Raw genomic sequence first — 23375 nt, 5'->3', positions numbered from 1 at the left:
CGCCGCGATGGCGGGTGATGATGTTTGGCCGGCGTTGGGCAATGTCGCGCCGACGCATGCGTGGCAATGGCCGCCGCCATCGCCACGCACGACCACCGCCGCGCGACATGCGCGACGACGGCCGTGGCCAGAAGCACCGATCAGCGCGGCGCCTGGGCCTTTTCGCGCTGCGGGTCCGGCTGCTGCGGCTGCTCCTGCGCCTGCCGCTGGGTTTCGGCGGCCAGTTGCTGCTGGCTGCGCTCCAGCGGCACCGCCGCGGCCTGCTGCCTGTCCACGTAGGCACGATTGACGTCGTGCGGATTCTCCGGATTGCGCTGCACCGCGATCAGGCCGCGGCGGTCGCCGCTGAGCACCAGGTCGTCGATGCGATTCATGCCGCTGACCTTGGCCTCGAACGCGACCTGGCCCGCGGCGCGCTGCATCTCCTCGGCGCTCTTGAAGCCGCCGTTGGGTCCCTGCTTCTGCAGGTGGTCCATGGCCTGCTTGTACAGTGGGTTGTCGGCCAGCGCCGCCGCGTCGGCCTTGGCCGGCGCCGGCTGCTTGGCGATCGCCTCCAGCGTGGCCTTGTCGGCGATGCCGGTCGCCGCCAGGCCCTTCTCGCGTTGCAGGTTGGCGACCACTTCCTTGGTGCGATCGCCGTAATAGCCGGTACCGCTGAGCAGCTTGCCCTGGTCGTCCTTGATGCCCAGTTCGATCAGGCGCTGCTGCATCGCCTTGACGTCGGCGCCCTGCTCGCCCGGCTTCAGCGCCGTGCGCGGCTCCTGCGCCCCCTGCGTCTGCGCCTGGCTCTGCTGGCGGTCCTGCAGCAGGTCGCGGCCCTTGGCCAGCGGATCGGAAGCGAACAGCTTGGCGTTCTGGTGCGTGGCCAGGTAGTCGTCCAGCGGCATGGTGTTGACGCCCTTGCTGCCGGTGGACTGGCTGACCAGCAGTTCGCCGCTCTTGGGATCGCGCACGACCATCATGATGTGGTCGATGCCCTTCCAGTGCTCGTGCGCGGTCTTGCCCGAGTCCACGCCGATGACCATGCCTTCCTTCAGCGCGCCGGGCTTGAACACGTCCTTGCCCTGCAGCAGCACGCCGGAGCTGTCGAAGGCCTTCTTGACGATCTCGCCGGAGCCGACCATGCCCTGCGCCAACATGTCCTTCTGGGTGAACACGTCGCGCCCGACCTTGCGGTTGATCTCGTTCATCGTCGCGTTCTGCAGCTCGGTCACCCAGCCGGAGCAGTCGATGTAGCCCTGCGACAGATGCTTGCCGTCCACGCCGGGGTGGTAGTACTTGCTGCTCTTGACGTTGATCGCGTACTTCACGTCGTCGTGCTTGACGCCCAGGTCGTAGGCGGCGGTCAGCGCGATGCCGTCGTGGCCGCCCTGCCTGCCGCCTGCGTGGGTCGGCGTGCGCGCCGGCGCGGCCTGGCCCTCGGCGAGCGGCTTGATGCCCTTTTCCGGGATCGCGATGTGGTCGTATTTGGCGTCCCAGTACTTCACGAAGGCCTTGGCCATGTCCTGGTCGGACAGTGTCTTGAAGTCGGCCAGCGAGGTGCCGGTGTAGGCCTGGAACTGGCGCGCGCCCTGCGCGTCCTTTTCGCCGGGAACGTTGTTGAGGATGTTGGCGCGGGTGCCCTTCAGCTCGAAGTGGCCGGTGGCGATGGCGGCCTGGATCGAGCGGTAGCCGCCGGCGCCCTGCTGGTGCGCCATGTACATGTCCAGGCCGTCGGGCTGCGCGCTGCCGGACAGGTAGGGGCGGCCGTCGCGTTCGTGCTGGCGGGTCAGGCTGTTGCGGTTGTCCTGGTACATGCGCGCAGCGGCATCGGTGTTGGCCACCGCGTCGAGTTCGCGGCCGCGGATGCCGTAGGCGCTGGCGGCGCCGGGGGTGAACTGGAACAGGCCCTTGGCGCTGTTGGGACCGCGACTGGCCTGCTCGTCGAAGCGGCCGCCGGTTTCGATGTAGGCGAAGCGCATGAAATCGTCGACCGGAATCTGCCGCTGCCTGGCTTCCCGCTCGATGATGTCGAGATTCTCTGCCTTGGTGGTATCGCGTGCCATCTCGTGTAACTCCTTGAGGTTGAGGTACGGCCATCGCGGCCGCCTGGGTCAACCGAGCTCGTCCGTGAGCTTGTTAGTGCGCGGTCAACAGAACGATTGCGTACTGCGGAACATCGGGTGCTGCGTCCACCGGCGCGCCGCCGCGCGCCGTGGGGTCATGCATCGGGCGCGGGCTGGTACTGGCCGCTGTCCGGGTCGAAGGCGTACTGCAGCACGTCGCCGGCATCGAGCAGGCGCGCGCGGCCAGGAGCGGCGATCGCGGTGCCGTGCAGCGCCACCCGCAGCGCCGGCATGCGCTGGCCGGGGACCGTCTGGAATTCCAGGGTGCCGGTGCTGGACACGTGCGGCACCACGCCGTCCGGGTCGCTGGCCGCTTCGTTGTCTTCGCCGGCCGCCACCGTGCCGCAGTAGAGCCAGCTGCGGTAATCGCCGAGGTCATGCCGGTTCGGGTCGAACACGAACAGCGCGAAGCCGGCCTCGGTGATGCCGTTGCCGAAGCGCGTGGTGGGCAGGGCCAGCAGCAACCGGCCGTCGCCCAGTGCATGCTGCTGCGGCGCACGCGTGGTGTCGAACGCATCGGCACGCGCATAGGCGCCGAAGCTGCCGACGTAGCGCTGCGCGTGCAGCACCATCCACGGCCGCTCGCCGCCGGGCGTGGTCAGCAGGAAGGTGGCGGCGCCGAGCGAGACGCCCTCGCCCGGGTTCGGAAAAGTTTCGGCATCGTCGATGCCGTACCGGCCCGGCGTGGCATAGCTGAAACCGGTGTAGTAGTGCTTGCCGTCCAGTTCGACATGCTGGCCGCCCCAGAAATTCACCACCGCGCCGTTGTCGATCTCGTAGGACACGGCGCCATCGCCGTCCCAGCCATAGATCAGGTACAGCACGCTGCCCGCATCGGGTGGCACTTCGGGAGCGGCGGCGCGCTTGTTGTCGTTCGACATGTCCAGAACATCCTGTATTCGGTGAAGAAGCCGGAAGAACCCACCTGCACATTCCGATGCGCCCGCCGCCGTGTCCGCCCTGACGCAGGCGGCGCACGAGGCGGACGCGACGCCTGACGCGGAGCACGAAGACTCCCCGCGGGCGCGGTTGCGGACGGAACGACGGTGACGTGCACTGCGGCCCCGAGCAGGGGCGGTGATGGCGGTCGCGCATGGCGAACCGCACGCCGGCAATCCACGCCGGCATTTCGGGCGAGTGCAGCATCCCATGCCGCTCGCGAATGACTCGCCTGATCATCAGGCCCCGTGGGGCGCATCTTAAACCAGGTCCCACGCCCGACACCACCGCGGCGACGCGCGCCCGCGCCGCCCGCGCGCCGTCCGTCAGCGGTCCAGCGGCGGCGTGTACTGCTGCTTGGCGGGGTCGTAGGTGTAGGTGACGGCGTCGGCCGGGCCCAGCGTGCGGACCTTGCCCGGTCCGTCCACCGCCGTGCCCTGCAGGGCGATCCGCAGCGACGGCACGTTGCCGCTGGTCGGCGGCACGAAGCTCAGCGTGCCGGTGCTGGTGGCGCACTTCATGGTGCCCTGGTCGTCGCAGGCGGCGCTGTTGTCCTCGCCGGCGGCGACCGTGCCCAGGTAGACCCAACCCTTGTAGTCGCCCAGGTCGTTCTTGTTCGGGTCGAAGGTGAAGATCGCGAAGCCGGCACTGGTGATGCCGTCGGCGAAGCGCGTGGTCGGCAGCGCCAGCAGCAGGTGGCCGTCCTTGGTGGTGGTGCTCTGCGGCTTGCGCTGTTCGTCCAGGGTGTCGGCCTTGCCGTCGGAGCCGAAATCGCCGGCCCAGCGCTGCGCATGGAACAGGGTCCAGGTCGGCGTGCCGCCGGCGCTATCGAGCACGTAGGTGGCCTGGCTGATGCTGACGGTGGCTGCCGGGTCGGACATGTCCTGGTCGCCGGCCTGGTCGCCGGGCTTCTCGTACTTGCCGCCGGTGGCATTGGCGAACCCGGTGTAATACTGCTTGCCGCCGAGGTCGAAGCGGTCGCCGTACCAGAAGCTGGCCACTGCGCCGTTGTCAATGGCGTAGGACGCCGAGCCGTCGCCCTTGGTGCCGTAGATGTCGGCCAGCACCTGGCCCGGCGCCGGCACCTCGGCGGCGGCCGGCTGTGCCGCGGCGGTCGCGTCGGCGGGCGCTGCGGGCGCGGCCGCGCTTGCCGTCGCCGGGGTCTGCGTGGCCGGCGCGTCGGCAGTCTTGTCCTTGCACCCACCCAACAGCAGGAAGGTGGCCGCCCACAGGGCCGTGGTTCCTCGCCTCATCGCACTGCGTCCTTTGGAGTCTGTTGGCGCGCGATGCTACCAAGAACCGCGGCGGCGCCAAGTGACAGGCGTGCACGCCGCCAAGACCGACGCTGGCGCCGCGGCGCGCCGGCTCAGGGCGCGTCCGGCTCCATCGCCGGGACCGGCTGCGGCCGCGCCAGCAGCGGCTGGGTCAACGCGTACAGGATGCGCAGGTCTTCGGCGTCGAAGTCGGTGGCGTCGTTGCCGCGGTAGTGGTGGTGGAAGGCACGCAAGGTCGCGGCGCGGTCGTCGACCGGATAGCCGATCAGCGCCAGCGCCTGCCACGGATCGAAGCCGGGCGGGGCCGGCGGCGTGTCGGCGGCCGGCCAGCGGCCGAAGCCGGCCTCGGCCAGTTGCTTCCACGGGAACAGCGGGCCCGGGTCGACCTTGCGCGAGGGCGCGAAGTCCTCGTGCCCGACCACCTGGGTGCGCGGGATGCGCAGGCGTGTGCACAGGTCTTCGAGCAGCACCAGCAGGCTCGCGATCTGTTGCGGCGCGAACGGGGTCTTGCCGTCGTTGTCCAGCTCGATGCCGATCGAGGCGGAGTTGATGTCGGTGATGGTGCCCCAGCGCCCGGCGCCGCCATGCCAGGCGCGGTCCTGGTCGGCGACCAGTTGGTAGCGCGTGCCGTCGCGGCCGATCAGGTAGTGCGCGCTGACCTTGCCCTTGCTGTTGTGCGAGCGCAGCGTGTCCAGGCTCTGCTGCACCGAGTGCTGGTCGGTGTAGTGGATGACGATCAGGATCGGCCGGCGCGTGTCGTAGTTGGGCGACGGCACCCAGGTGGCGAGCGGATTGCGCTGCGGCGCGTGCGCGCAGGCCCCGAGCAAGGCCAGCGTCCCCAGGAGCAGCAGCCGGCACGCGGCGGACAGGGACGGCACGGGAACGCGGGTCATGGACACTTCCTGGTCGGGGTCGCACAAGCGTACGCAATCGGCGCGGCGGCGGCGTGCAAACGCGCGTCGACGGCCACGCGCGCTCAGAAGCGGTAGTTGAAGTTGACGGACCACTGCCGGCCGATCGCGCTGTACACCCGCGGGAAGTACGGCCAGGTGGTGTAGGTGTCGTCGCGCGGATGCAGCGCGTCGAACACGTTGAGCACGCTCAGGCCGACGGTGGCCTTGTCGGTGATCTGCTTGGCGAGGTCGACGTTCCACACCAGGTAGGGCGCGACCCGGCCGCGCTCGGCGTAGTCGGGCCGCGAGCCGTAGCGGTAGCCGTACACGCTGGCCGACCAGTCGCCGCGGCTCCAGTTCGCGCGCCAGTTGCTGCGCGTGCGGAACGCCAGGTAGTCGACGTCGTTCATCACGTCCACCGGCTGCGCGCCGGCGAACTGCGCCACCTCCATCCGCAGCACGCGGGTCAGGCCACCCTGCAGGCCGAGCGTGCCCCAGGCGCCGAGGTCGAGGTCGTAGCGCAGGCTGGCGTCGATGCCGTCGGTGCGCATCAGCGACTGGTTGATAGGGAAGGTCTTGAACGCGGTGATCTGGCCTTCGCTGGTCAGGTCGGTGCCGGGGCTGCGCGTGACCGCGTCCAGGTAGAACCGGCAGGCCGCCGAGGCAGTGTCCACCGCGGCGCCGGCGCGGTCGCGGCCGAGCAGGCAGTTGGCGTTGTTCTCCAGCAGGGTTTCGCTGGAGACGGCTTCGACCCGGCCCTTCAGTTCCATGCGGTAGTAATCCAGGCTCAGCGACAGTGCCGGCAGCGCATCCCAGACCACGCCGAACGTGGTCGACTTGCCAGTCTCTTCGCGCAGCAGCGGATTGGAAGCCTGGGTGGAGAACGTCTGGTACTCGTGCGCGCTCGCGCAGGCCGCCGACAGCGGATCCAGGCCGTCGCGGCGGCACAGGTACTCGTCGACCACGGTGGGATTGTTGGCGCTGGTGCCGGCGTAGATCCACAGCAGGTCCGGCGCGCGGAAGCTGGTGGCATGGCTGCCGCGCAGCAACAGCGTGTCGAACGGACGCCACTCCAGCCCGGCCTGCCAGGTGGCCGCGCCATCGACCGCGGTGATGTCGTCGTAGGCGTCGTAACGCGCGGCCAGGGTGGCGCTGAGCCGGCTGGCAATCGGCACGCGCAGTTCCAGGCCGGCGGCATAGCGCTTGCGCGGGCCGCCGCCCGGGGTCTGGGTGAGGTTGTAGATGCGCTCGCTGCCGACGTAGTCGACGGTGGTGCGTGGATCCGGCTGCAGGTCGTAGGTCTGGCGTGCCGCTTCCAGCACGGTGGCGATCTGCACCATGCCCGCCGGCACCGCGAACAGGTCGCCGCTGACCACGAACTGGGCCTGGTCGGTGGCCGATTCGCCGCGGCTGACCACTTCGGTGGTGAGCTGCTGATACAGCGCCGGGCTGCCGGGCGCGAACAGCCGGTCCGGGCGCACGCGGCGGCTTTCGGTGCCGTCCGGCCGATAGCCCAGCACGGGCCCGAAGTAGTAATCGCGCACCGCATTGGTGAGGAAGCGCGGGCGCCGCGTGGTGATGTCGTAGCGCGACAGCGACACGCTGGCATCCCAGTCGAACCGCCCGTCGAGGGCCTTGCCGCGCACGCCGGCGTTGAGGTTCCAGCTGCGCTCGTCGTAGTCGATGGTCTTGATGCCGCCGACCTCGTCCGGCAGGAAGATGCGCTGCGCGGTGACCAGCCCCAGGTCCGGATCGTAGGCGGTGAACGCGCCCTCGCCGATGTAGTAGTGGGTCTGGCTGGAGCTCTTGTCCTGCGAACGGTTGGCCAGCAGTTGCGCGTAGGCGACGACGTCGTGGCCGAGCTCGGCATCGCCGGCCAGGTAGGCCGAGGTCTTGCCATAGCCGTTTTGCACCGAGCGCCCGGCGTAGTAGTCGAACGCGCCGCAGCGGTTGGGCGCGGCCAGGCTGTCGCTGGTGCGGTAGGGACGGAACGCCGGATTGGTCGCGGCGCAGGCCGCGGCCAGCGCCTGCGGCGAGGTCGACAGCGTGCCCGCCTGCGGCCACAGATAGGTGTTGCCGCGGCGCAGGTACACGCCGGAGATGGACACGTTGGGCGAGCCGGGGTCGGCCTTGTTGTCCGGATGGTCGTCGTAGGAATCCATGAAGCCGCGCTGGCGGGCGACGATGGGTTCGCGATCCAGCCGCTCGAAGGCGTAGGTAAAACTCCAGCCGTCGCCGCGGCGCCCGCCGGTCCACTGCAGTTGCCCGGTATCGCCGCCGCCGCGGGTGGTGGTGCCGGCGCGCACGCGCAGGCTGTCGCCCTGGAAATCGCGCTTGGTGATGATGTTGACCACGCCGGCCACCGCGTCGGAGCCATAGATGGCCGAGGCGCCGCCGCTCATCACCTCGATGCGCTCCACCGCCGCCGCCGGAATGCTGCCCAGGCTGACTGCGGTGCCGTTGGCGCCGTAGGGCTGCGGATAGTCGGCCATGCGCTTGCCATTGAGCAGGATCAGCTGGTAGCCCGGCCCGAGCCCGCGCAGGTTGAGGTACTGGCCGTTGGGTGAGCTGCCGGTCTGGTCGCTCTCGTTGAAGGTGCTGCCGCTGAACTGGGTCAGCGTGCCCAGTGATTCCCACACCGTGGCGAAGCCCTGCTTGCGGATGTCCTCGGCGGTGATGACGGTGACGGGTGCCGGGCCTTCGACCTGTGCGCGGGCGATGCGCGAGCCGGTCACCAGCACCGCATCGAGATCGCGCGGCGTCGCCGCCTGTTCCTGCGCCGCGGCCGCTGCCGGCGAGGCCGCGGCCAGCGTCGTCAGCGCGGCCAGCGCCACGCGTACGAGTCGCAAGGGAGAAGGACGACGAACGATTCGCATGGGCACGCGGCTCTCCTGCATGGCGCGGGTGGATGGCGCGAACGCCGCGGGCGCGGCTACCGACGAGCGCCTGTCCCTGGCGTCCACGCACACGGCAATGGCACGTGCGCGGCACGCGGCCATCGTGTTGCGGGTCCTGCATCTTGCCGAGCGGACGCGGCGCTGCCGTGCGGTGCCTGCACGTTCCCCGGCGCCATCGCCACGCTTCCCCTGTGCAGTCGGATGTAACACGCGCTTGCAAAACCTGTCAACGCAGCGCCTTGACAGGAAAAAACCGGGAATCGAAGATCCTGGCGTCGGCGCGCAGCACGCGCCGGCCTTCTTTCCAGACAGCGGGATGCCATGATCAAGATGCGCGGCCTGTGCCTGTTGCTCGCCGTGGCGGCGAGCGGCGGCATCGCACCAGCACGCGCCACCGACGCCATGCCGCTGCAGGCACAGCCGGCGCAGTTGCAGGCCGCGCACTGGATCGCACGGCTGCCGGCGGCATCGCCGCCGTTGCTGCAGGCGTCGCAGCGCGCCGCGTTCAATGCCCGGCTGCTGCGCGACGATCCGTCGATGCACGACCTGGCCGCACTGCCGGCGCAAGTTCCCGGCGCGCAGGTGCGCACGCAGATCCTGGCGTTGTCGGCACCGCCGACGCGCACGCTCTACGACGCCCAGGGCGCCGCACTCGATGCCGCGCGTCTGCAGGCGCTGCAGCGCGCGCTGGCGCTGGACGCGCTGCCGGCGCAGGTGCAGCCGCGCTATGCATTGGTGGTGCAACGCGCCGACCTGCGGCGCTTCCCGACCGCCGACCGTGTGTTCAGCGACCGCGACGATCGCGACATCGACCGCTTCCAGGAATCGGCGCTGTATCCGGGCAGCCCGGTGGCAATCCTGCATGCCAGCGCCGATGGGCAGTGGCTGTTCGTGCTGGCCAACAACTATGCCGCCTGGATCGCCCGCGACCGCATCGCCGAGAGCGACCGCGCCGGCGTACTGGCGTACGCGCAACGTACGCCGCGGCTGCTGGTCACCGGTGCGCGCGCGGCCACCGTGTTCACCCCGGAGCTGCCGGCGGCCTCGCAGGTGGCGCTGGACATGGGCAGCGCGCTGCCGCTGCTGCGCGACTGGCCGCCGCAGCAGGCGGTCAACGGCCAGTCGCCGCTGGCCGCCTACGTGGTGCAACTGCCGCTGCGCGACCGCGACGGACGGCTGCAACTGGCGCCCGCACTGGTGCCGCGCAGCGCCGACGTCGCCGAGGCGCCGCTGCCGGCCACGCCGCAGATGCTGCTGCAGCAGGCCTTCAAGTTCCTCGGCGAGCGCTATGGCTGGGGCAACAGCTACGACGCGCGCGACTGCAGCGGCTTCGTGGTCGACCTCCACCGCAGCCTCGGCATCGAGCTGCCGCGCAACACCGGCGACCAGGCGCGCAGTCCGGCACTGGCGTCGGTGTCCTACACCGCCAGCGACCCGCTGCTTCAGCGCAGGCAGGCGCTGGCGCGACTGCGCGTCGGCGACCTGGTCTACATCCCCGGCCACGTGATGCTGGTGATCGGCCACGAGGATGGCCAGACCTGGGTGATCCACGACGTGGCCGGCGCCAGCTACCGCGACGCCGCTGGCCGGTTGCAGCGCGTGCGCCTCAACGGCGTGTCGGTGACCCCGCTGGAGCCGCTGCTGCTCGGCGACGGCACGCCGTTCATCGACCGCATCACCCGCATCCAGCGCCTGCGCGCACCGACCACCGAATGAAGATCACCGAGATCCGCCTGGGCATGCTGCGCGTGCCGCTGAAGACCCCGTTCAAGACCGCGCTGCGCACCGTGCAGGCGATCGAGGACGTGGTGGTCATGGTCCACACCGGCGATGGCCGGATCGGCCATGGCAGCGCACCGGCCACCCCGCCAATCACCGGCGACACCCACGGATCGATCATCGCGGCGATCGAACGCTGCCTGGCGCCGCGCCTGATCGGCGAGGACATCGCCGACCTGCAGCGCCTGCGCGGCCTGATCCAGGGCGCGCTGGAACACAACAGCAGCGCCAAGGCGGCGCTGGAGATCGCCGTGCACGACCTGTGGGCGCAGCAGCATGGTGCGCCGCTGTACCGGCTGCTTGGCGGTGGCACGCCGCAGCTGACCACCGACCTCACCATCAGCGTGAATGCAGTGGACACGATGGTGGCCGATGCGCTGTCGGCACTGGCGCGCGGGTTCGTGGCGCTGAAGATCAAGATCGGCACCGATCTCGCCGAGGACATCGCACGGGTCAAGGCGATCCATGCCGCGGTCGGCGATCGCGCGCAGCTGCGGCTGGACGCCAACCAGGGCTGGACGCCGAAGCAGGCGGTGCAGGCGATGCACGCGCTGGAGCGGGCCGGGGTGACCCTGGAACTGCTGGAACAGCCGGTCAAGGCCGGCGACGTCGATGGCCTGCAGTACGTGACCGAGCGCGTGCAGACCCCGGTGATGGCCGACGAGAGCGTGTTCTCGCCGGCGCAGGCGATCGCGCTGCTGCAGCGGCGCGCGGCGGACATCGTCAACATCAAACTGATCAAAGCCGGCGGCCTGTCCAACGCGCTGCGCATCGCCGACATCGCCGCGGTGTACGGGGTGCCGTGCATGATCGGCTGCATGCTCGAATCGAGCATCGGCGTCGCGGCGGCGGCACACCTGGCGGTGGCGCGCGCGGACGTCATCACCAAGGTCGACCTGGACGGACCATCGCTGGGAGCCTTCGACCCGGTGGTGGGCGGGGTGCAGTTCGACGAAGCGCAGATCCGGATTGGCGAAGCGCCTGGGTTGGGGATTCGCGAGATCCAGGGGTTGGAGTTGTTGCCGCGGTCGGTGTAGGGGTGGTGCTGCGCCGCGCGTGGCGCCAGGCGCGCTGCGCCATGCGGCGAAGAGCGGCACCTGGCTGCGCTGGCGGACACGAAGGCCGATTCTCCAGCTTCCGTCCGTGACTGGAGCAGGTCTTCAATCACGATCGACAATGCACGCGTAGGAGCGGCTTCAGCCGCGACAGGCGTTACCGTGAAGGCCTGTCGCGGCTGAAGCCGCTCCTACAAGGGACTGGCGACCGCCTTGCCACGGCCAGCGCGTGTGCAGTCCCTGGGCAGCGGCCTCTCATCCGCCATAGGGATCGACCGTGCGGATGCTGCCATCCGCCTCGATGTGCAGCGGCGTGCACTTGACCGAGCGCAGGTGGGTCACGCCGCCGGACAACAGGGCATCGTGATAGAACAGGTACCACCGGCCTTCAAACCTGCAGATGGAGTGGTGCGTGGTCCAGCCCACCACCGGCTTGAGCAGCACGCCGCGATAGGTGAACGGTCCATACGGGCTGTCGCCGATGGCGTAGCACAGCAGGTGCGTGTTGCCAGTGGAGTAGGACAGGTAGTAGCGGCCCTGGTCCTTGTGCAGCCACGGCCCCTCGAAGAAGCGGCGCGCGCGGTCGTCGGCGCGCAACGGTTGGCCGTGTTCGTCGAGGATGACGATTTCGCGTGTGCGCTCCGCCAGCTGCGTCATGTCGGGGTCCAGCCTGGCGATCCGCGGCCCCAGCGCCGGTTCGTCGCCGACAGGCTCGGCGTTCGCCGCATCGAAGCGGTCGTCGCGATATTTCTGCAGCTGGCCGCCCCAGATGCCGCCGAAGCAGAGGTAGTGCGCGCCGTCGTCGTCCTCGAACACGGCAGGGTCGATCGAATAGGTTCCCGCGATCGGCTCGGGCTCGGCGGCGAACGGGCCCTCCGGGCGGTCGGCCACCGCCACGCCGATGCGGAACAGGCCCTGCGCGTCCTTGGCCGGGAAGTACAGGTAATAGCGGCCGTCGCGGGTCGCCGCATCCGGCGCCCACATCTGCCGGCTGGCCCAGGGCACGTCGCGCACGTGCAGGGCCACGCCGCAGTCGGTGGCGGCGCCGTCGGGCGTGTCCATGCGCAGCACGTGGTAGTCCTCCATGCCGAAGTGACCGCCGTCGTCGTCGAACGGCGCGCCGCTGTCGATGTCGTGGGACGGATAGATGTACAGGCGTCCCTCGAATACGTGCGCCGATGGATCGGCCGTGTAAATGTGGGTGACCAGCGGCTGCGCGATGGCGTGCGCCGCGAGATGGTCCAGGTCGCTGCGTTCACTCGGGTCGGCCCCCTGCCGACGCGCCTGCAGGTCGTGTTCGATGCGACGTTCCATGCGTTTGTCGATCCGATAGAAGAACAGCAGCGCCACCGCGACCAGGAACGGGAGGGCGCTATAGACGCTCACGGTCAGGCGGATGCCGTTCACCACATCCTGCGGCTGCTGCGGCGCGCCCGCCTGGTAGCCGTGGTGCGCGAGGATGCCGGCGACCAGCGCGCCGCCGATGCTGAGCCCGATCTTCAGCCCGCACAGCATCGCCGAGAAGATGATCGCGGTGGCGCGGCGATGGTTCTTCCATTCGGAGTAGTCGGCGACGTCGGCGATCATCGCCCACAGCAAGGGGATGGTGATGCCGTAGCAGAAGCCGTGCAGCATGAAGGCGCCGAAGGCCACGCCGATCGCCGTGGGCGGAAACACGTAGAACGCCAGCAGGAACACGGTGGAGGCCAGCAGCGCGCCGCCGAAGGCATCGCGCTTGCCGAAGCGGTCGGCCAGGCGCCGGGAGAAACCGATGCCCAGGATCATGCACAGGATGCCGCAGGCATTGAACAGGCTGAATGCCGAGGTCGCCGGATCCTGCGGCCAAGTGAAGCCGGACAGGCCCCATCCGGCGAGCAGCGCATTGACTCCGCCGATGAAGCCATTGAAGCCGGAGGCGTCGAGAAACCCCGCCAGCGCCGCCTCGCTCAGGTAATACTGGAAATAGTAGATATAGGTGCCGCCCTTCAGCGCCAGGTTGACGAAGACCAGCACCGTCAGCGCCAGCATCACCTTCCATGGCCGGTTGTGCAGCAGGTCGGACAGATCCTGCAGCACGCCGGCGCTCTGTTCCTTGGCCGGCACGATGCGCTCGCGGGTGGTGGCGAAGGTGATCAGGAAGAACAGCGTGCCCACCACCGCGAACACCGTCATCAGGCGCTCGAAACCGCGCACGTTGTCGCCGTCGCCCAGGATCAGCACCAGCGGCAACAGCAGCACCTGGATGATGAATTGCGCGATCATCACCGCCACGAAGCGGTAGGCCGAGAGGCTGTTGCGCTGGGCCATGTTGCCGGTCAGCACCCCGCTGAGCGCCGAGTACGGCAGGTTGTTGGCCGCGTACACCAGCATCAGCAGGCCATAGGTGGTGAGGGCGTACAGCACCTTGCCGCGCGCGCCCAGGTCCGGAGTACTGAAGGCCAGCAGCGACAGCGCGCCGAACGGAATCGCCGTCCACAGGATCCAGGGCCGGAACTTGCCCCAGCGGCTTGCCGTGCGGTCGGCGGCGATGCCGATCAGCGGGGTGAACACGAACGCGCCCAGCAGGCCGATCACGAAGATGATCGTCGCCGCCGTGGCCGCCGGCAATCGGTACACGTCGGTGTAGAAGAACGCCAGGTAGGTGATCAGCGTCTGGAAGATCAGGTTCGCCGCCAGGTCGCCCAGGCTGTAGCCCAGCTTTTCCCGCACCGTCAGCACGTGCACGGGGGTCTCCGCACTGCGGGGCTCAGTCACGGCGCGCCTCCACGGTGAAGCGCCCGCGCACGCGGGCATCGGCGCTGGAACCGCCGATCCGCACTTCGTAGCTCCCCGCCGGCACGACATAGGCGCCGCGCGCATCGTCGTACTGACGCAGCGCCTGTTGCGCGTCCAGTTCGAAGGTCAGGGTCCGCCGCTCGCCAGGGGCGAGGTGCACACGCTGGAAGCCACGCAGCGCCTGCTGCGCATCGCCGGGCGCGGCTGCCAGCCGCCGCACGTACAACTGCGCGACTTCGTCGCCGGCGCGCTTGCCGGTGTTGGCCACCTCCACCTGCACCGTGAGGCGTCCATCGTCGGCGATACGCGGCGCGTCCAGGCGCAGCTTGGCGTAGTCGAACCGCGTATACGACAGCCCGTGGCCGAACGGATACAGCGGCGTGCCGCGGAAGTAGCGGTAGGTGCGGCCTTCCATCGCGTAATCGTCGAACGCCGGCAGCGCCTGGTCCGCCCGGTAGAACGTCACCGGCAGGCGCCCCGCGGGATTGACCTCGCCGAACAGCGCCTGGCCCACGGCGGTGCCGCCGCGCTGCCCCGGATACCAGCTCATCAGGATCGCCGGCAGATGCGCCTGCGCCCATTCCACCGCCATTGCCGAGCCGCCGGTCAGCACCATCACCACCGGCTTGCCAGTGGCGTGCAGCGCTTCCAGCAGAGTGCGCTGCGGCGCGGGCAGGCGCAGGTCGGTGCGGTCGCCGCCGGCGAAGCCCGGATAGTCGACTTTCATCTCTTCGCCCTCGACGTCGCCGGTCAGGCCGCCGACGAACACCACCACGTCCGCGTTGCGCGCGGCATCGAGCGCCTCCTCGAACGGCGGCTTGGCGCCGGGCATGCGCCAACCCAGGCGCACACCGGCGTCGCGCTCGGCGTCGTAGTACTCCAGCTTCACCGCATAGGCGCGGCCCGCCTGCAGGTCCAGGTCCACGCCGTCGGCGCGCATGCGGTCGCTGTCGGTCCAGTGGTCCAGCACCAGCTTGCCGTCCACGTAGAGACGGAAGCCGTCGTCGGCGGCCGCCTCGATCCGGTAGCGGCCCGAGACCGGCGGCAGCAGCTGGCCGCTCCAGCGGATGCTGAAATGATCGTTGGGAATGCCCTGCCCCGGTCCCGCTTCGCCACGGGCCAGCAGGTTGTCCGTCGGCGAACCGCGGTCCCAGCGGAAGCCGATCTGGGCATCGGTGCGGACCAGCGCCGGCGTGCCCGACAGATCGGGCGTGCGGAAGTATTCGCCGCGCAGGCCGCGTTCCGGCGAGTCCGCCGAGGGCCGCAGATACGTCGGCTCGATCAGCGGCGTGGCGCTCGGATCGTCGCGCCCTTCGACCAGATCCACGCCGCGCGCATAGCGCACCTCGATGCCCTTGGCCGCATCGCGGATGCCTTGCAGGAGGGTGACCGGCGCCGCCGGGGTGCCGAAGTAGTTGCCGAGCAGGGCCATGGTGTCGTCGGCGGTCGGGCCGACCACGGCAATGCGCTTGAGCTCGCGCGACAGCGGCAGCACGCCGTCGTTCTTCAGCAGCACCAGCGATTCCTGCGCGGCCTGCAGAGCCAGCGTATCGTGCGCGGGCGCCTGGTTCACCGAGGCGGGGATCCGCGCCCAGCGCACGCGTTCGGGCGGATCGAACATGCCCAGCCGCATCCGCGCGGTGAACAGGCGTGTCACCGCGTCGTCGATCTCCGCTTCGCCGATCAGCCCCTGGCGCACTGCCGCCGGCAGCGTGGCGTACTCCTGGCCGCACTCCAGTTCGGTGCCGTTCTTGACCGCCAGCGCGGAGGCCGCCTCGCGGCTGGGCGCGAGGTGGTGATGCTTCCAGATGTCGACGATGGCCCAGCAGTCCGACACCACATACCCCTTGAAGCCCCAGTCGCGGCGCAGCGCGTCGCGCAACAGGAACCGGCTGGCGCTGGCGGACTCGCCGTACACCCGGTTGTAGGCCCCCATCACCGCGTCCACCTGCCCCTCCTTCACCAGCGCCTCGAACGCCGGCAGGTAGGTGTCGTAGAGGTCGCGCTTGCTGGGACGCGCATCGAAGTGGTGGCGGTCGGCCTCCGGGCCGCTGTGCACGGCGAAGTGCTTGGCGGTGGCGTCGAGCTTGCGGTACACCGGATCGTCGCCCTGCAGTCCGTGCACGAAGGCCACCCCCATGCGCGCGGTGAGGTAGGGATCCTCGCCGTAGGTTTCCTGGCCGCGGCCCCAGCGCGGGTCGCGGAAGATGTTGATGTTCGGCGACCAGAAGGTCAGCCCCTGATAACGGCCGTGCGCGCCCTCGCGGAGGAACTGGTGGTGCTTGGCGCGCGCCTCGTCGCTGATGGTGGTGGCCACCTGCCCCATCAACGGCACGTCGAAGGTGGCGGCCAGGCCGATGGCCTGCGGAAACACGGTGGCTTGCCCGGCCCGCGCCACGCCGTGCAGCGCCTCGTTCCACCAGTCGTAGGCCGGCACGCCCAGGCGTTCGATCGCCGGCGCGGCGTTCTGCATCTGTGCCGCTTTCTCCTCCAGGGTCATCTGCGCGACCAGCGCGGCCGCCCGGTCCTCGAAGCTGGCCGAGGTGTCTTGCCACGGCTTGCTGTCCTCGGCGTGGACGGCGCTGGCCAGCGTGGCGGCGGCGCAAAGGGCCAGCGCACGGAACAGGCGGCCACGGCGACCGGTCGGAAGGGAGGGGCTGCGCGTCATCATTTGCTCCTGGAGGTGCGCTCGTCGCGCGCGAAAGGACCGAGCAGGGCGCCCACGAAGCCGCCTGCGCGATCGGTACTCAACACCGTCCCGTCGACGTCGTCGGCGAGGGTCTGCCAGCCTTGCCCCGCGCTGGTGTCGAACGCGAACGCATACGTGCCGTTGTCGCCCGTGATCTTCAGGCGCAGCGCGCCGGGCGCGTCCACCTCGCGGGTCGCGATGGTCCTGATCGCGCCCTTGCCTTCGCGCGCTTCGAGGAACACCTCCACGCGACCGCCGCCCACACGGCGCACGCCGAGGAAGTACCACCAGTCCTCGTTCTGGAACGCCGCAAGCCCCGCCGCCACGCCCGTCGCCGGCCGCGTCAGTGCGGTGCTGGCCTCGAACCGCAGGTGTTGCTGGCGGCGCCCCAGGAACGCGGGATTGCGCAAGGTGTCCAGGTTCTCCGGCAGCGGATGCACGGCCAGGCTGCCCGGACGCGTACGCAGATCCGCCCAGTCCTGCTTGGGCACGCGCACGCGCAACCAGCCGCGGCCGAGCGTCGGTGCGTCGAAGTCGTCGCGCTCGGCGAAGTTGCCGGTGGACGGCGCCTGCGACGCCGCGCCCTGCATCCACGACGGCGCCTTGACCGCATACGGGATGGCCTGCCCGGCCGGCAGGATCACCGGCCAGCCGTCGCGCCACTGCACCGGCAGCAGATAAGTCTCGCGCCCGGTGTTGTAGTGGCGCACGTCGTAGGTGCGGCTGGCCAGGAACACCGCCCACCACGAGCCGTCCGGCCCCTCCACCAGATCCGCATGCCCGGCATTGGCGATGGGCAGCGGCCGAGCGTCGGGCAGGTCGCGCTGGGTGAGGATGGGATTGCCCGCGTACGGCAGGTAAGGCCCCCACACGTCGCGGCTGCGCAGCACCACCTGCGAGTGCTGCGGCCCGGTGCCGCCCTCGGCGTCGGAGAGGTAGTACCAGCCGTCGCGTCGATACAGGTGCGGCCCCTCGATCCAGATCGGGTTCTTCGCCGGCTCCACACCGCCATCGATCAGCACCTTGCGCGGCCCTACCGGGGTGAAGGTCGCCAGGTCGAGTTGCTGCATCCAGATCGCGCGGTGGCCGTCGTAGCGCGCCGGGCCGGGCGGCACGTCGTTGTTGAGCAGGTAGACGCGGCCGTCTTCATCGAAGAACAAGGACGGGTCGATGCCGCCGATGCCCGGCAGCCAGTGCGGGTCCGACCAGGGGCCGGCGGGATCGCGCGCGGTGGCGATGAAGTTGCCGCCGCTGTCCACGGCGGTGGTGACCACGTAGAACACGCCGTCGTGGTAGGCGATGGCCGGTGCGAAGATGCCGCGCGACACGCTCAGGCCGTCGAAGTCCAGCTGCGTCGGCCGGTCGATCACGTTGCCGATCTGCGTCCAGTGCACCAGGTCGGCGCTCTCGAACACTGGGATGCCGGGGAAGTAGGTGAAGCTGGAATTGACGAGGTAGAACCGCCCGTTCGCGCGGACGATGCTGGGGTCGGCATGGAAGCCGGCCAGGATCGGGTTGCGGTAATGCCCGGCGGGCAGCGGCGCCTCGAAGGCCGCGTCGCGCCCGGCGTAGTCGAACCAGTCGAAGTAGACCGGCGGCGCGGGCGCGGCCCGCAGCGGCTGCAGCGCCGCGGACAGCAGCAGGAAGGCCATGGCAAGCAGCGCACGCATCAGGGAACCTCTGCAGGAAGGGAGAGTTCGAACGGCCCCGCCGGCGCGCCGGAGCTGTCGCCCAGCGTGCAGACCGGGCCGTCGGCCCAGCAGTAGCGGATGCGCGTGGCGGTTGCGGCCTGCGGGCTGCGCAGGACCACGGTGCGCCCGTCCAGGGCGGTGTCTGCATACGTACAGTGCTGCGCCTGCGTATCGCAGAGTTCGAAGCCGATGGGACCGTTCGCACCGGTCGTAACCAGCGTCCCGACGACGTCGTCGAACGCGATCCGCACCGTGCCCTGCGTGCGCGATGCCGCGCGTGGCGTCGGACCGGACGGGGCCAGCGCGCGTTCGCCATAGACCACATGGCGTGCCGCCTGTGCCAGGCGTCGCCCCAGTTCCTGCTTGTTCGGCGGATGGATGTCGTAGGCATCGCCGATGTCGATGGCCACTGCGAGCCCGCTGTGCGGATCTTCTGCCGCCACGCGCCGCTGCGCCTCGCGCACCTGCGCCCAGCCGCTCTCCGTCGGCGCCTGCGGCGGACGACCGTAGCCGGCCAACTGCACTACCAGCAACGGCAGCGTTGCGCCGAACTGCCGGCGCCAGTCATCGCGCAAGCCACGCAGCCGCGTCGCGTAGGCCGCACCGTCGCCGGTGTTGGATTCGCCCTGGTACCACAGCATTCCGCGCAGGCCGTACGCCCCGAGCGGCGCGATCATGCCGTTGTACAGCGTCGACATGCCGGAGGCCGCATGCCACGGCGCCAGCGGCGGTGACTGCGGATCGGGCGCGACGCGGTACTGCCAGGGCGCGTCCAGCCCGATCCGCGTGCCGTCCTCCAGCTCCACGGCCTGGGCGCTCGCGGGGCCTGCCAGCCCGCCCTCGCCGTAGGTGTCCAGCACATTGACGACCACCGTATTGCGGCCTGCCTTCAACAGGCCGGGCGCAAGCGCATACCGGCGCGGATCGCTCGGCGCGTTCTGGCTGCCCACGGCCACCCCGTTCACCCAGGTCATGTCCGTCTCGTCGACCGGCCCCAGCACCAGCCGAGCGCCTTGCGCCGCCTGCGCGGCGGTGAGGGTGACCTGCGTGCGGTACCAGACCATGCCGTTGTAGTCGGCCAGCGCCGGCACGCCCCAGCGCTCCCATGCCCCGAGCGCCGCCGGTGCATCCTGCCATCCGGTGCGGTCAGCGCCGGGTTGCCATGGCGTATCGCCCGGCTTGGCGCCGGCGCGTGTGCCCCACCACTGCTGCCAGTGTCGGCCCCAGCGCGCGCTCGCGGCCACGGGGTCGGTGGCGTACAGCGCCAGCACGTCCAGCGCCGCGTCCATGCCGCCCTGCGCACGCAGGGCGTCGGCGCTGGTCCAGGCCTCGATCCGCGCACCACCCCAGGCCGCCTGGATCAGCCCCATCGGCACCTTGACCGTCTTCTGCAGTTCGCGCGCGAAGTAGAAGCAGGCGGCGGAAAATTCCCGCACCGTCTGCGGCGATGCGGGCTGCCACGCGACCGCAGCCGCGAACGCCTCCTGCGGCGTGACCGCCGCGGCCTTGGGCACGGCGAACAGGCGGATGCTCGGCTGCGTGGCCGCGGCCAGTTCGCGGCTCGCATCCAGCGCGCGCCACACCGGCAGCTCCATGTTCGATTGCCCTGAGCACAGCCAGACATCGCCGATCAGCACATCGCGCACGACCTGGCGCTCCTGTCCCGCGCGCACCGTCATGTCGTAAGGTCCACCGGCGGCGATGGGCTTGAGCGTGGCGCGCCAGCGGCCGTCGGCATCGGCGCGTGCGCTGACCGACTGCCGGGCGAAGGTCACCGACACCGTGGCACCCGGCGCGGCGTGCCCCCAGACCGGCATCGGCCGGTCGCGCTGCAGCACGGCGTGATCCTGGAACAGCGGGTGCAACAGCGGCGGTGCCCCGTGCTGCGCCATGCAGGGGATTGCGCAGCACGCCAAGGCCATCGCCAGCAGCCGGCCGCTCCACGTTGTCGGTTTCATCGTCCATCTCCGGGTGCGGAGGGAAACTGCAGGGCCTGGTACCAGGCCAGCGGGTGCGGCGGCGCGGTTTCGCCTGCAGGCAATGGCCGCCCGCTCACCGACTGGAAGTACGCCACGCTGGCATCGCGCCACCACTGCGCCTCGCGCAGCTGGATGCGCAGGAAGGCCGCCACCTGCGCATGCCGCTCGGCATCCACCTTGCCGCGCAGGCCGTCCCAGGTGGCCTGCATGGCCTGCACCTGGCGCACGCCCTGCGTATAGCGCCCGACTAGTTCGTCCCACAATGGCCTTCCGGAGGCCATGCGGTGGTCCCACGGCACATGGTGGAACCACAACAGCAACGGCTCGGGCACCCGCGCCAGGTCGCCATACACGGCCGCCACCTCGGGCGCGTACTGGCTCACCGCATTGCTGCCGCGCGCAGTGCGATCGAAACCGATGCCATCGCGGTCGGCACGGTGGTAGTACACCGACGTCCAGTCCGCGCGCGGGCCGCCGTCCACCCAGGGGCCGGGGCCGTAGTGGTGGCCGCGCGCCATCAGGTGGTGCAGGCCCAGCGGGGTCATGTAGTTCACCGCCGCCTCGCGCGAGCCCATCATCATCCCGACGATGGGCTGCACCACCTCGGGCGCCGGCGAGAACGTCATCGCCGTCCATTCCGCGGCGATGGCGCGGGCGGATTGGTGCGGATTCCAGGCGAGACGGCCGAACGCATACCAGTTGGCCTGGTCGAAGTGCGAGCCGCTCCAGGTGCGGTCGTTGCCGATGTTGGCGACGCCGGCGATGCCGGTCAGGGCGTGGCCTTCCAGCGATCCATCCACCACGTCCGCCACCGTGGAGCCCGCGCCGCGGGCGTGGGTGTCGGCCTGCAGCACGTCCTCGTACAGCGGCCCCAGGTACACCAGGTGCGTGGCGAAGCCGAGATACTCCTTGGTGATCTGCAACTCCAGCATCAGCGGCGTGCGCGGCATGGCGCCGAACAGCGGATGGAAGGGCTCGCGCGGCTGGAAGTCGATGGGCCCGTTCTTGACCTGCACGATCACGTTCGGGCGGAAGGCGCCGTCCAGGCCGACGAACTCGGTGTACGCCTGCATGGCGCGATCCACCGGCACGTCGTGGGCGTAGACGAAGGCCCGCCACATCACCACGCCGCCGTGCGGCGCCAGCGCATCGGCCAGCAGGTTGGCGCCGTCGGCATGCGAACGGCCATAGTCCTGCGGGCCGGGCTGCCCTTCCGAATTGGCCTTGACCAGGAAGCCGCCGAAATCCGGAATGCGCGCGTAGATCTCGTCGGCCTTGTCGCGCCACCAGCGCTGCACGGCCGGGTCGTGCGGATCGGCGGTCTTCAGCCCGCCCAGCTCGATGGGCGCGCTGAAGCGCGCGCTCAGGTACACGCGGATGCCGTAGGGCCGGAACACGTCCGCCAGCGCCGCGGCCTTGTCGAGGTAGGCCGGCGCCAGGCTCTGCGCGTTGGCGTTGACGTTGTTCAGCACCGTGCCGTTGATGCCGATCGAGGCATTGGCGCGCGCGTAGTCGGTGTAACGCGGGTCGCGCCACTCCGGCAGGCTCTGCCAGTCCCACAACGAGCGGCCCGCATAGCCGCGCTCGACATGGCCGTCCAGGTCGTCCCAATGGTCGAGCACGCGCAGTTGGATCCGTGGCGACTCGCGCACCTCCAGCGCGTCCAGCGACGCGCCGGTCTGCACCAGCCGCAGCAGATGGAACACCCCATACAGCACGCCGATGTCCCGGCGCGCGACCACCAGCAACACCGCATGCCCATCGATGCGGGCGCGCTTGAGCAGATAGCCCTCCTCGCCCAGCGCCGCGATCTCCTCGCGGAACGGCGCAAGCGCTGGCGTCGACTGCGGCGTGCCCAGCACCACGGCGTGGTCGCCGGTCGCCGCGGCCCGCATCGCCGGCGCGCGCCCCAGCAGGCCGGTGAAGCCACGCACCAGTTCGTCGCGCGCCACGCGCTGCATCGGCGTCCGCTCCGGCGCCACGACCTCGTCCAGCCGCACGCGCGCGTCCGCCGCGCGCGCGGTGCCTTGCGAGGGCACGTAACGCATCCACAGCGCCGCGCCATTTTCCGCGCGCACGCTGCCCGCGCAGACCATCAGTGCTATGGCAACGCACGCCATCCGGTGACACCGAATGACATGGATACGGCGCCCAAGCGCCGCCAGCAAACCTTGTAAGCTGACGGCGTGCCCGCGGCGCGGCAGCGTCAAGAAGAGCAAAGGGAACGCGTTTTGGACAAGCCGAAGAAAGCGGTCCGCCGCAAGACCAGCGGGGTGACGATCGACGAGGTCGCCGCCCTGGCCGGGGTCTCGCCGATGACCGTCTCGCGCGCGATCAATCAGGGCAAGGTGCGCGATGCCACCCGCGAGCGCGTGCTGCGCGCGGTGCGCGAGCTGGGCTATACGCCCAACCTGGCCGCCAGTTCGCTGGCCGCCGCGCAGCACACGCGCATCGCCCTGATCTACACCAACCCCAGCGGCGCCTACCTGCGCGAGCTGCTGGTCGGCTTGCTGCGCGTCGCCTCCAACGCCGCCATCCAGTTGGTCATCCACTACTGGGAGGACCTGGACCCCGACGCCGAGCGCAAGGCCGCGCGGGCCCTGGGCGGGCGCGTGGACGGCGTCATCCTGCCGCCGCCCTTGTGCGAGTCGCAGGCGGCGGTGACCGAGCTGGTCAAGGCCGGCATCCCGGTGGTCGCGATCGCCGCTGGGCGGCTCAGCGACGCGATCTCCTGCGTGCGCATCGACGACTTCCATGCGGGCAAGGAGATGGCCGAGCACCTGATCCGACAGGGCCACCGGCGCATCGGCTTCATCCGCGGCCGCCAGGACCTCAGTGCCAGCGCGCGGCGCTACGAGGGCTTCGTCACCGCCCTGCAGGAGGCCGGGCTGCAGGTCGAACCCGGCCTGGTCCAACAGGGGGACTACACCTATCGATCCGGGCTGGCCGCCACCGAGAAACTGCTGTCGCAGCGGCGGCCGCCGACCGCGATCTTCGCCAGCAACGACGACATGGGCGCGGCGGCGATCTCGGTCGCGCACCGGCGCGGCCTGGAGGTGCCGCGCGACCTGTCGGTGGTGGGCTTCGACGATACCTCGGCCGCCACCACCGTGTGGCCGGAACTCACCACCATCCATCAACCGATCGCCTCGATGGCCGATGCCGCCATCGACATCCTGCTGCGCAGCATCCGCCACAAGCGCGACGACGCGCGCGTGTCCAGCGACCACGTGGTTCCGCACCGGCTGGTGCTGCGCGGTTCGGTCGCCAGTCCACCCAAGGGGCGCTAGCGCAGGACG

Annotated in this window: 13 protein-coding genes and 1 pseudogene; 3 read left to right on the top strand and 11 right to left on the bottom strand. The window is 70.2% G+C overall.

Annotated features, from left to right (window positions below; translation table 11 throughout):
* Positions 1 to 140: 140 nt before the first annotated feature.
* The 5 genes from FHR56_RS11915 to FHR56_RS11895 form a co-directional block, all read right to left on the bottom strand.
* Positions 141 to 2045 carry a peptidoglycan-binding protein gene (locus FHR56_RS11915; RefSeq protein WP_160945679.1) on the bottom strand — a complete coding sequence of 635 codons (1905 nt, stop codon included), beginning with the start codon at positions 2043 to 2045 and terminating at the stop codon, positions 141 to 143.
* A gap of 155 nt (positions 2046 to 2200) precedes the next feature.
* Complete coding sequence (locus FHR56_RS11910) at positions 2201 to 2986, bottom strand: hypothetical protein (RefSeq protein WP_160945680.1); 786 nt, start codon at positions 2984 to 2986, stop codon at positions 2201 to 2203.
* Positions 2987 to 3370: 384 nt separating this feature from the next.
* Positions 3371 to 4297: a hypothetical protein gene (locus FHR56_RS11905; protein WP_160945681.1), complete on the bottom strand. Its 927-nt coding sequence runs from the start codon at positions 4295 to 4297 to the stop codon at positions 3371 to 3373.
* 113 nt (positions 4298 to 4410) lie between these two features.
* Positions 4411 to 5211: an N-acetylmuramoyl-L-alanine amidase gene (locus FHR56_RS11900; RefSeq protein WP_160945682.1), complete on the bottom strand. Its 801-nt coding sequence runs from the start codon at positions 5209 to 5211 to the stop codon at positions 4411 to 4413.
* An 83-nt stretch (positions 5212 to 5294) separates the two neighbouring features.
* Positions 5295 to 8087 carry a TonB-dependent receptor gene (locus tag FHR56_RS11895; RefSeq protein WP_160945683.1) on the bottom strand — a complete coding sequence of 931 codons (2793 nt, stop codon included), beginning with the start codon at positions 8085 to 8087 and terminating at the stop codon, positions 5295 to 5297.
* Positions 8088 to 8429: 342 nt separating this feature from the next.
* Between FHR56_RS11895 and FHR56_RS11890 the strand changes: the two genes are divergently transcribed.
* Positions 8430 to 9824, top strand: a complete 1395-nt coding sequence (locus FHR56_RS11890) for an SH3 domain-containing protein (protein WP_160945684.1) — start codon at positions 8430 to 8432, stop codon at positions 9822 to 9824.
* Positions 9821 to 10924: a dipeptide epimerase gene (locus FHR56_RS11885; protein ID WP_160945685.1), complete on the top strand. Its 1104-nt coding sequence runs from the start codon at positions 9821 to 9823 to the stop codon at positions 10922 to 10924. The genes FHR56_RS11890 and FHR56_RS11885 overlap by 4 nt, the downstream gene beginning before the upstream one ends.
* A 273-nt stretch (positions 10925 to 11197) precedes the next feature.
* Here FHR56_RS11885 and FHR56_RS20620 read toward each other — a convergent pair whose 3' ends face one another.
* The 6 genes and pseudogenes from FHR56_RS20620 to FHR56_RS11860 all read right to left on the bottom strand — a co-directional run bounded on the left by FHR56_RS20620 (position 11198) and on the right by FHR56_RS11860 (position 22196).
* A complete protein-coding gene (locus FHR56_RS20620; RefSeq protein ID WP_345776738.1) occupies positions 11198 to 12163 on the bottom strand; it encodes a glycoside hydrolase family 43 protein in 966 nt (321 codons plus the stop codon).
* Between the two features lie 36 nt (positions 12164 to 12199).
* Positions 12200 to 13666, bottom strand: a pseudogene (locus tag FHR56_RS20615) (MFS transporter); the annotation flags it as partial.
* 22 nt (positions 13667 to 13688) lie between these two features.
* Complete coding sequence (locus FHR56_RS11875; RefSeq protein ID WP_237473028.1) at positions 13689 to 16385, bottom strand: glycoside hydrolase family 3 protein; 2697 nt, start codon at positions 16383 to 16385, stop codon at positions 13689 to 13691.
* Positions 16385 to 18076: a glycoside hydrolase family 43 protein gene (locus FHR56_RS11870; protein ID WP_160945687.1), complete on the bottom strand. Its 1692-nt coding sequence runs from the start codon at positions 18074 to 18076 to the stop codon at positions 16385 to 16387. Before FHR56_RS11870 ends, FHR56_RS11875 begins: the two co-directional genes overlap by 1 nt.
* Positions 18076 to 20055 (bottom strand): sialate O-acetylesterase, encoded by a 1980-nt coding sequence (locus tag FHR56_RS11865; protein ID WP_160945688.1) that lies wholly within the window; start codon positions 20053 to 20055, stop codon positions 18076 to 18078. The genes FHR56_RS11870 and FHR56_RS11865 overlap by 1 nt, the downstream gene beginning before the upstream one ends.
* Positions 20052 to 22196 carry an alpha-glucuronidase family glycosyl hydrolase gene (locus FHR56_RS11860; RefSeq protein WP_160945689.1) on the bottom strand — a complete coding sequence of 715 codons (2145 nt, stop codon included), beginning with the start codon at positions 22194 to 22196 and terminating at the stop codon, positions 20052 to 20054. Before FHR56_RS11860 ends, FHR56_RS11865 begins: the two co-directional genes overlap by 4 nt.
* 111 nt (positions 22197 to 22307) lie before the next feature.
* Between FHR56_RS11860 and FHR56_RS11855 the strand changes: the two genes are divergently transcribed.
* Positions 22308 to 23366, top strand: coding sequence for a LacI family DNA-binding transcriptional regulator (locus tag FHR56_RS11855; protein ID WP_160945690.1), 1059 nt, complete (start codon positions 22308 to 22310; stop codon positions 23364 to 23366).
* Positions 23367 to 23375: the final 9 nt, after the last annotated feature.

This window comes from Xanthomonas sp. F10 (assembly GCF_014206815.1).
In the GTDB taxonomy this organism is placed as follows: Bacteria; Pseudomonadota; Gammaproteobacteria; order Xanthomonadales; family Xanthomonadaceae; genus Xanthomonas_A; species Xanthomonas_A indica.
The sequence above is the reverse complement of the archived record's forward strand: the minus strand, read 5'-3'. Positions and strand labels throughout refer to the sequence as shown.

Coding starts and splice junctions, on each gene's coding strand:
- FHR56_RS11915 (WP_160945679.1), bottom strand. CDS start 2,045: ATGGCACGCGATACCACCAAGGCAGAGAATCTCGACATCATCGAGCGG.
- FHR56_RS11910 (WP_160945680.1), bottom strand. CDS start 2,986: ATGTCGAACGACAACAAGCGCGCCGCCGCTCCCGAAGTGCCACCCGAT.
- FHR56_RS11905 (WP_160945681.1), bottom strand. CDS start 4,297: ATGAGGCGAGGAACCACGGCCCTGTGGGCGGCCACCTTCCTGCTGTTG.
- FHR56_RS11900 (WP_160945682.1), bottom strand. CDS start 5,211: ATGACCCGCGTTCCCGTGCCGTCCCTGTCCGCCGCGTGCCGGCTGCTG.
- FHR56_RS11895 (WP_160945683.1), bottom strand. CDS start 8,087: ATGCGAATCGTTCGTCGTCCTTCTCCCTTGCGACTCGTACGCGTGGCG.
- FHR56_RS11890 (WP_160945684.1), top strand. CDS start 8,430: ATGATCAAGATGCGCGGCCTGTGCCTGTTGCTCGCCGTGGCGGCGAGC.
- FHR56_RS11885 (WP_160945685.1), top strand. CDS start 9,821: ATGAAGATCACCGAGATCCGCCTGGGCATGCTGCGCGTGCCGCTGAAG.
- FHR56_RS11875 (WP_237473028.1), bottom strand. CDS start 16,385: ATGACGCGCAGCCCCTCCCTTCCGACCGGTCGCCGTGGCCGCCTGTTC.
- FHR56_RS11870 (WP_160945687.1), bottom strand. CDS start 18,076: ATGCGTGCGCTGCTTGCCATGGCCTTCCTGCTGCTGTCCGCGGCGCTG.
- FHR56_RS11865 (WP_160945688.1), bottom strand. CDS start 20,055: ATGAAACCGACAACGTGGAGCGGCCGGCTGCTGGCGATGGCCTTGGCG.
- FHR56_RS11860 (WP_160945689.1), bottom strand. CDS start 22,196: ATGGCGTGCGTTGCCATAGCACTGATGGTCTGCGCGGGCAGCGTGCGC.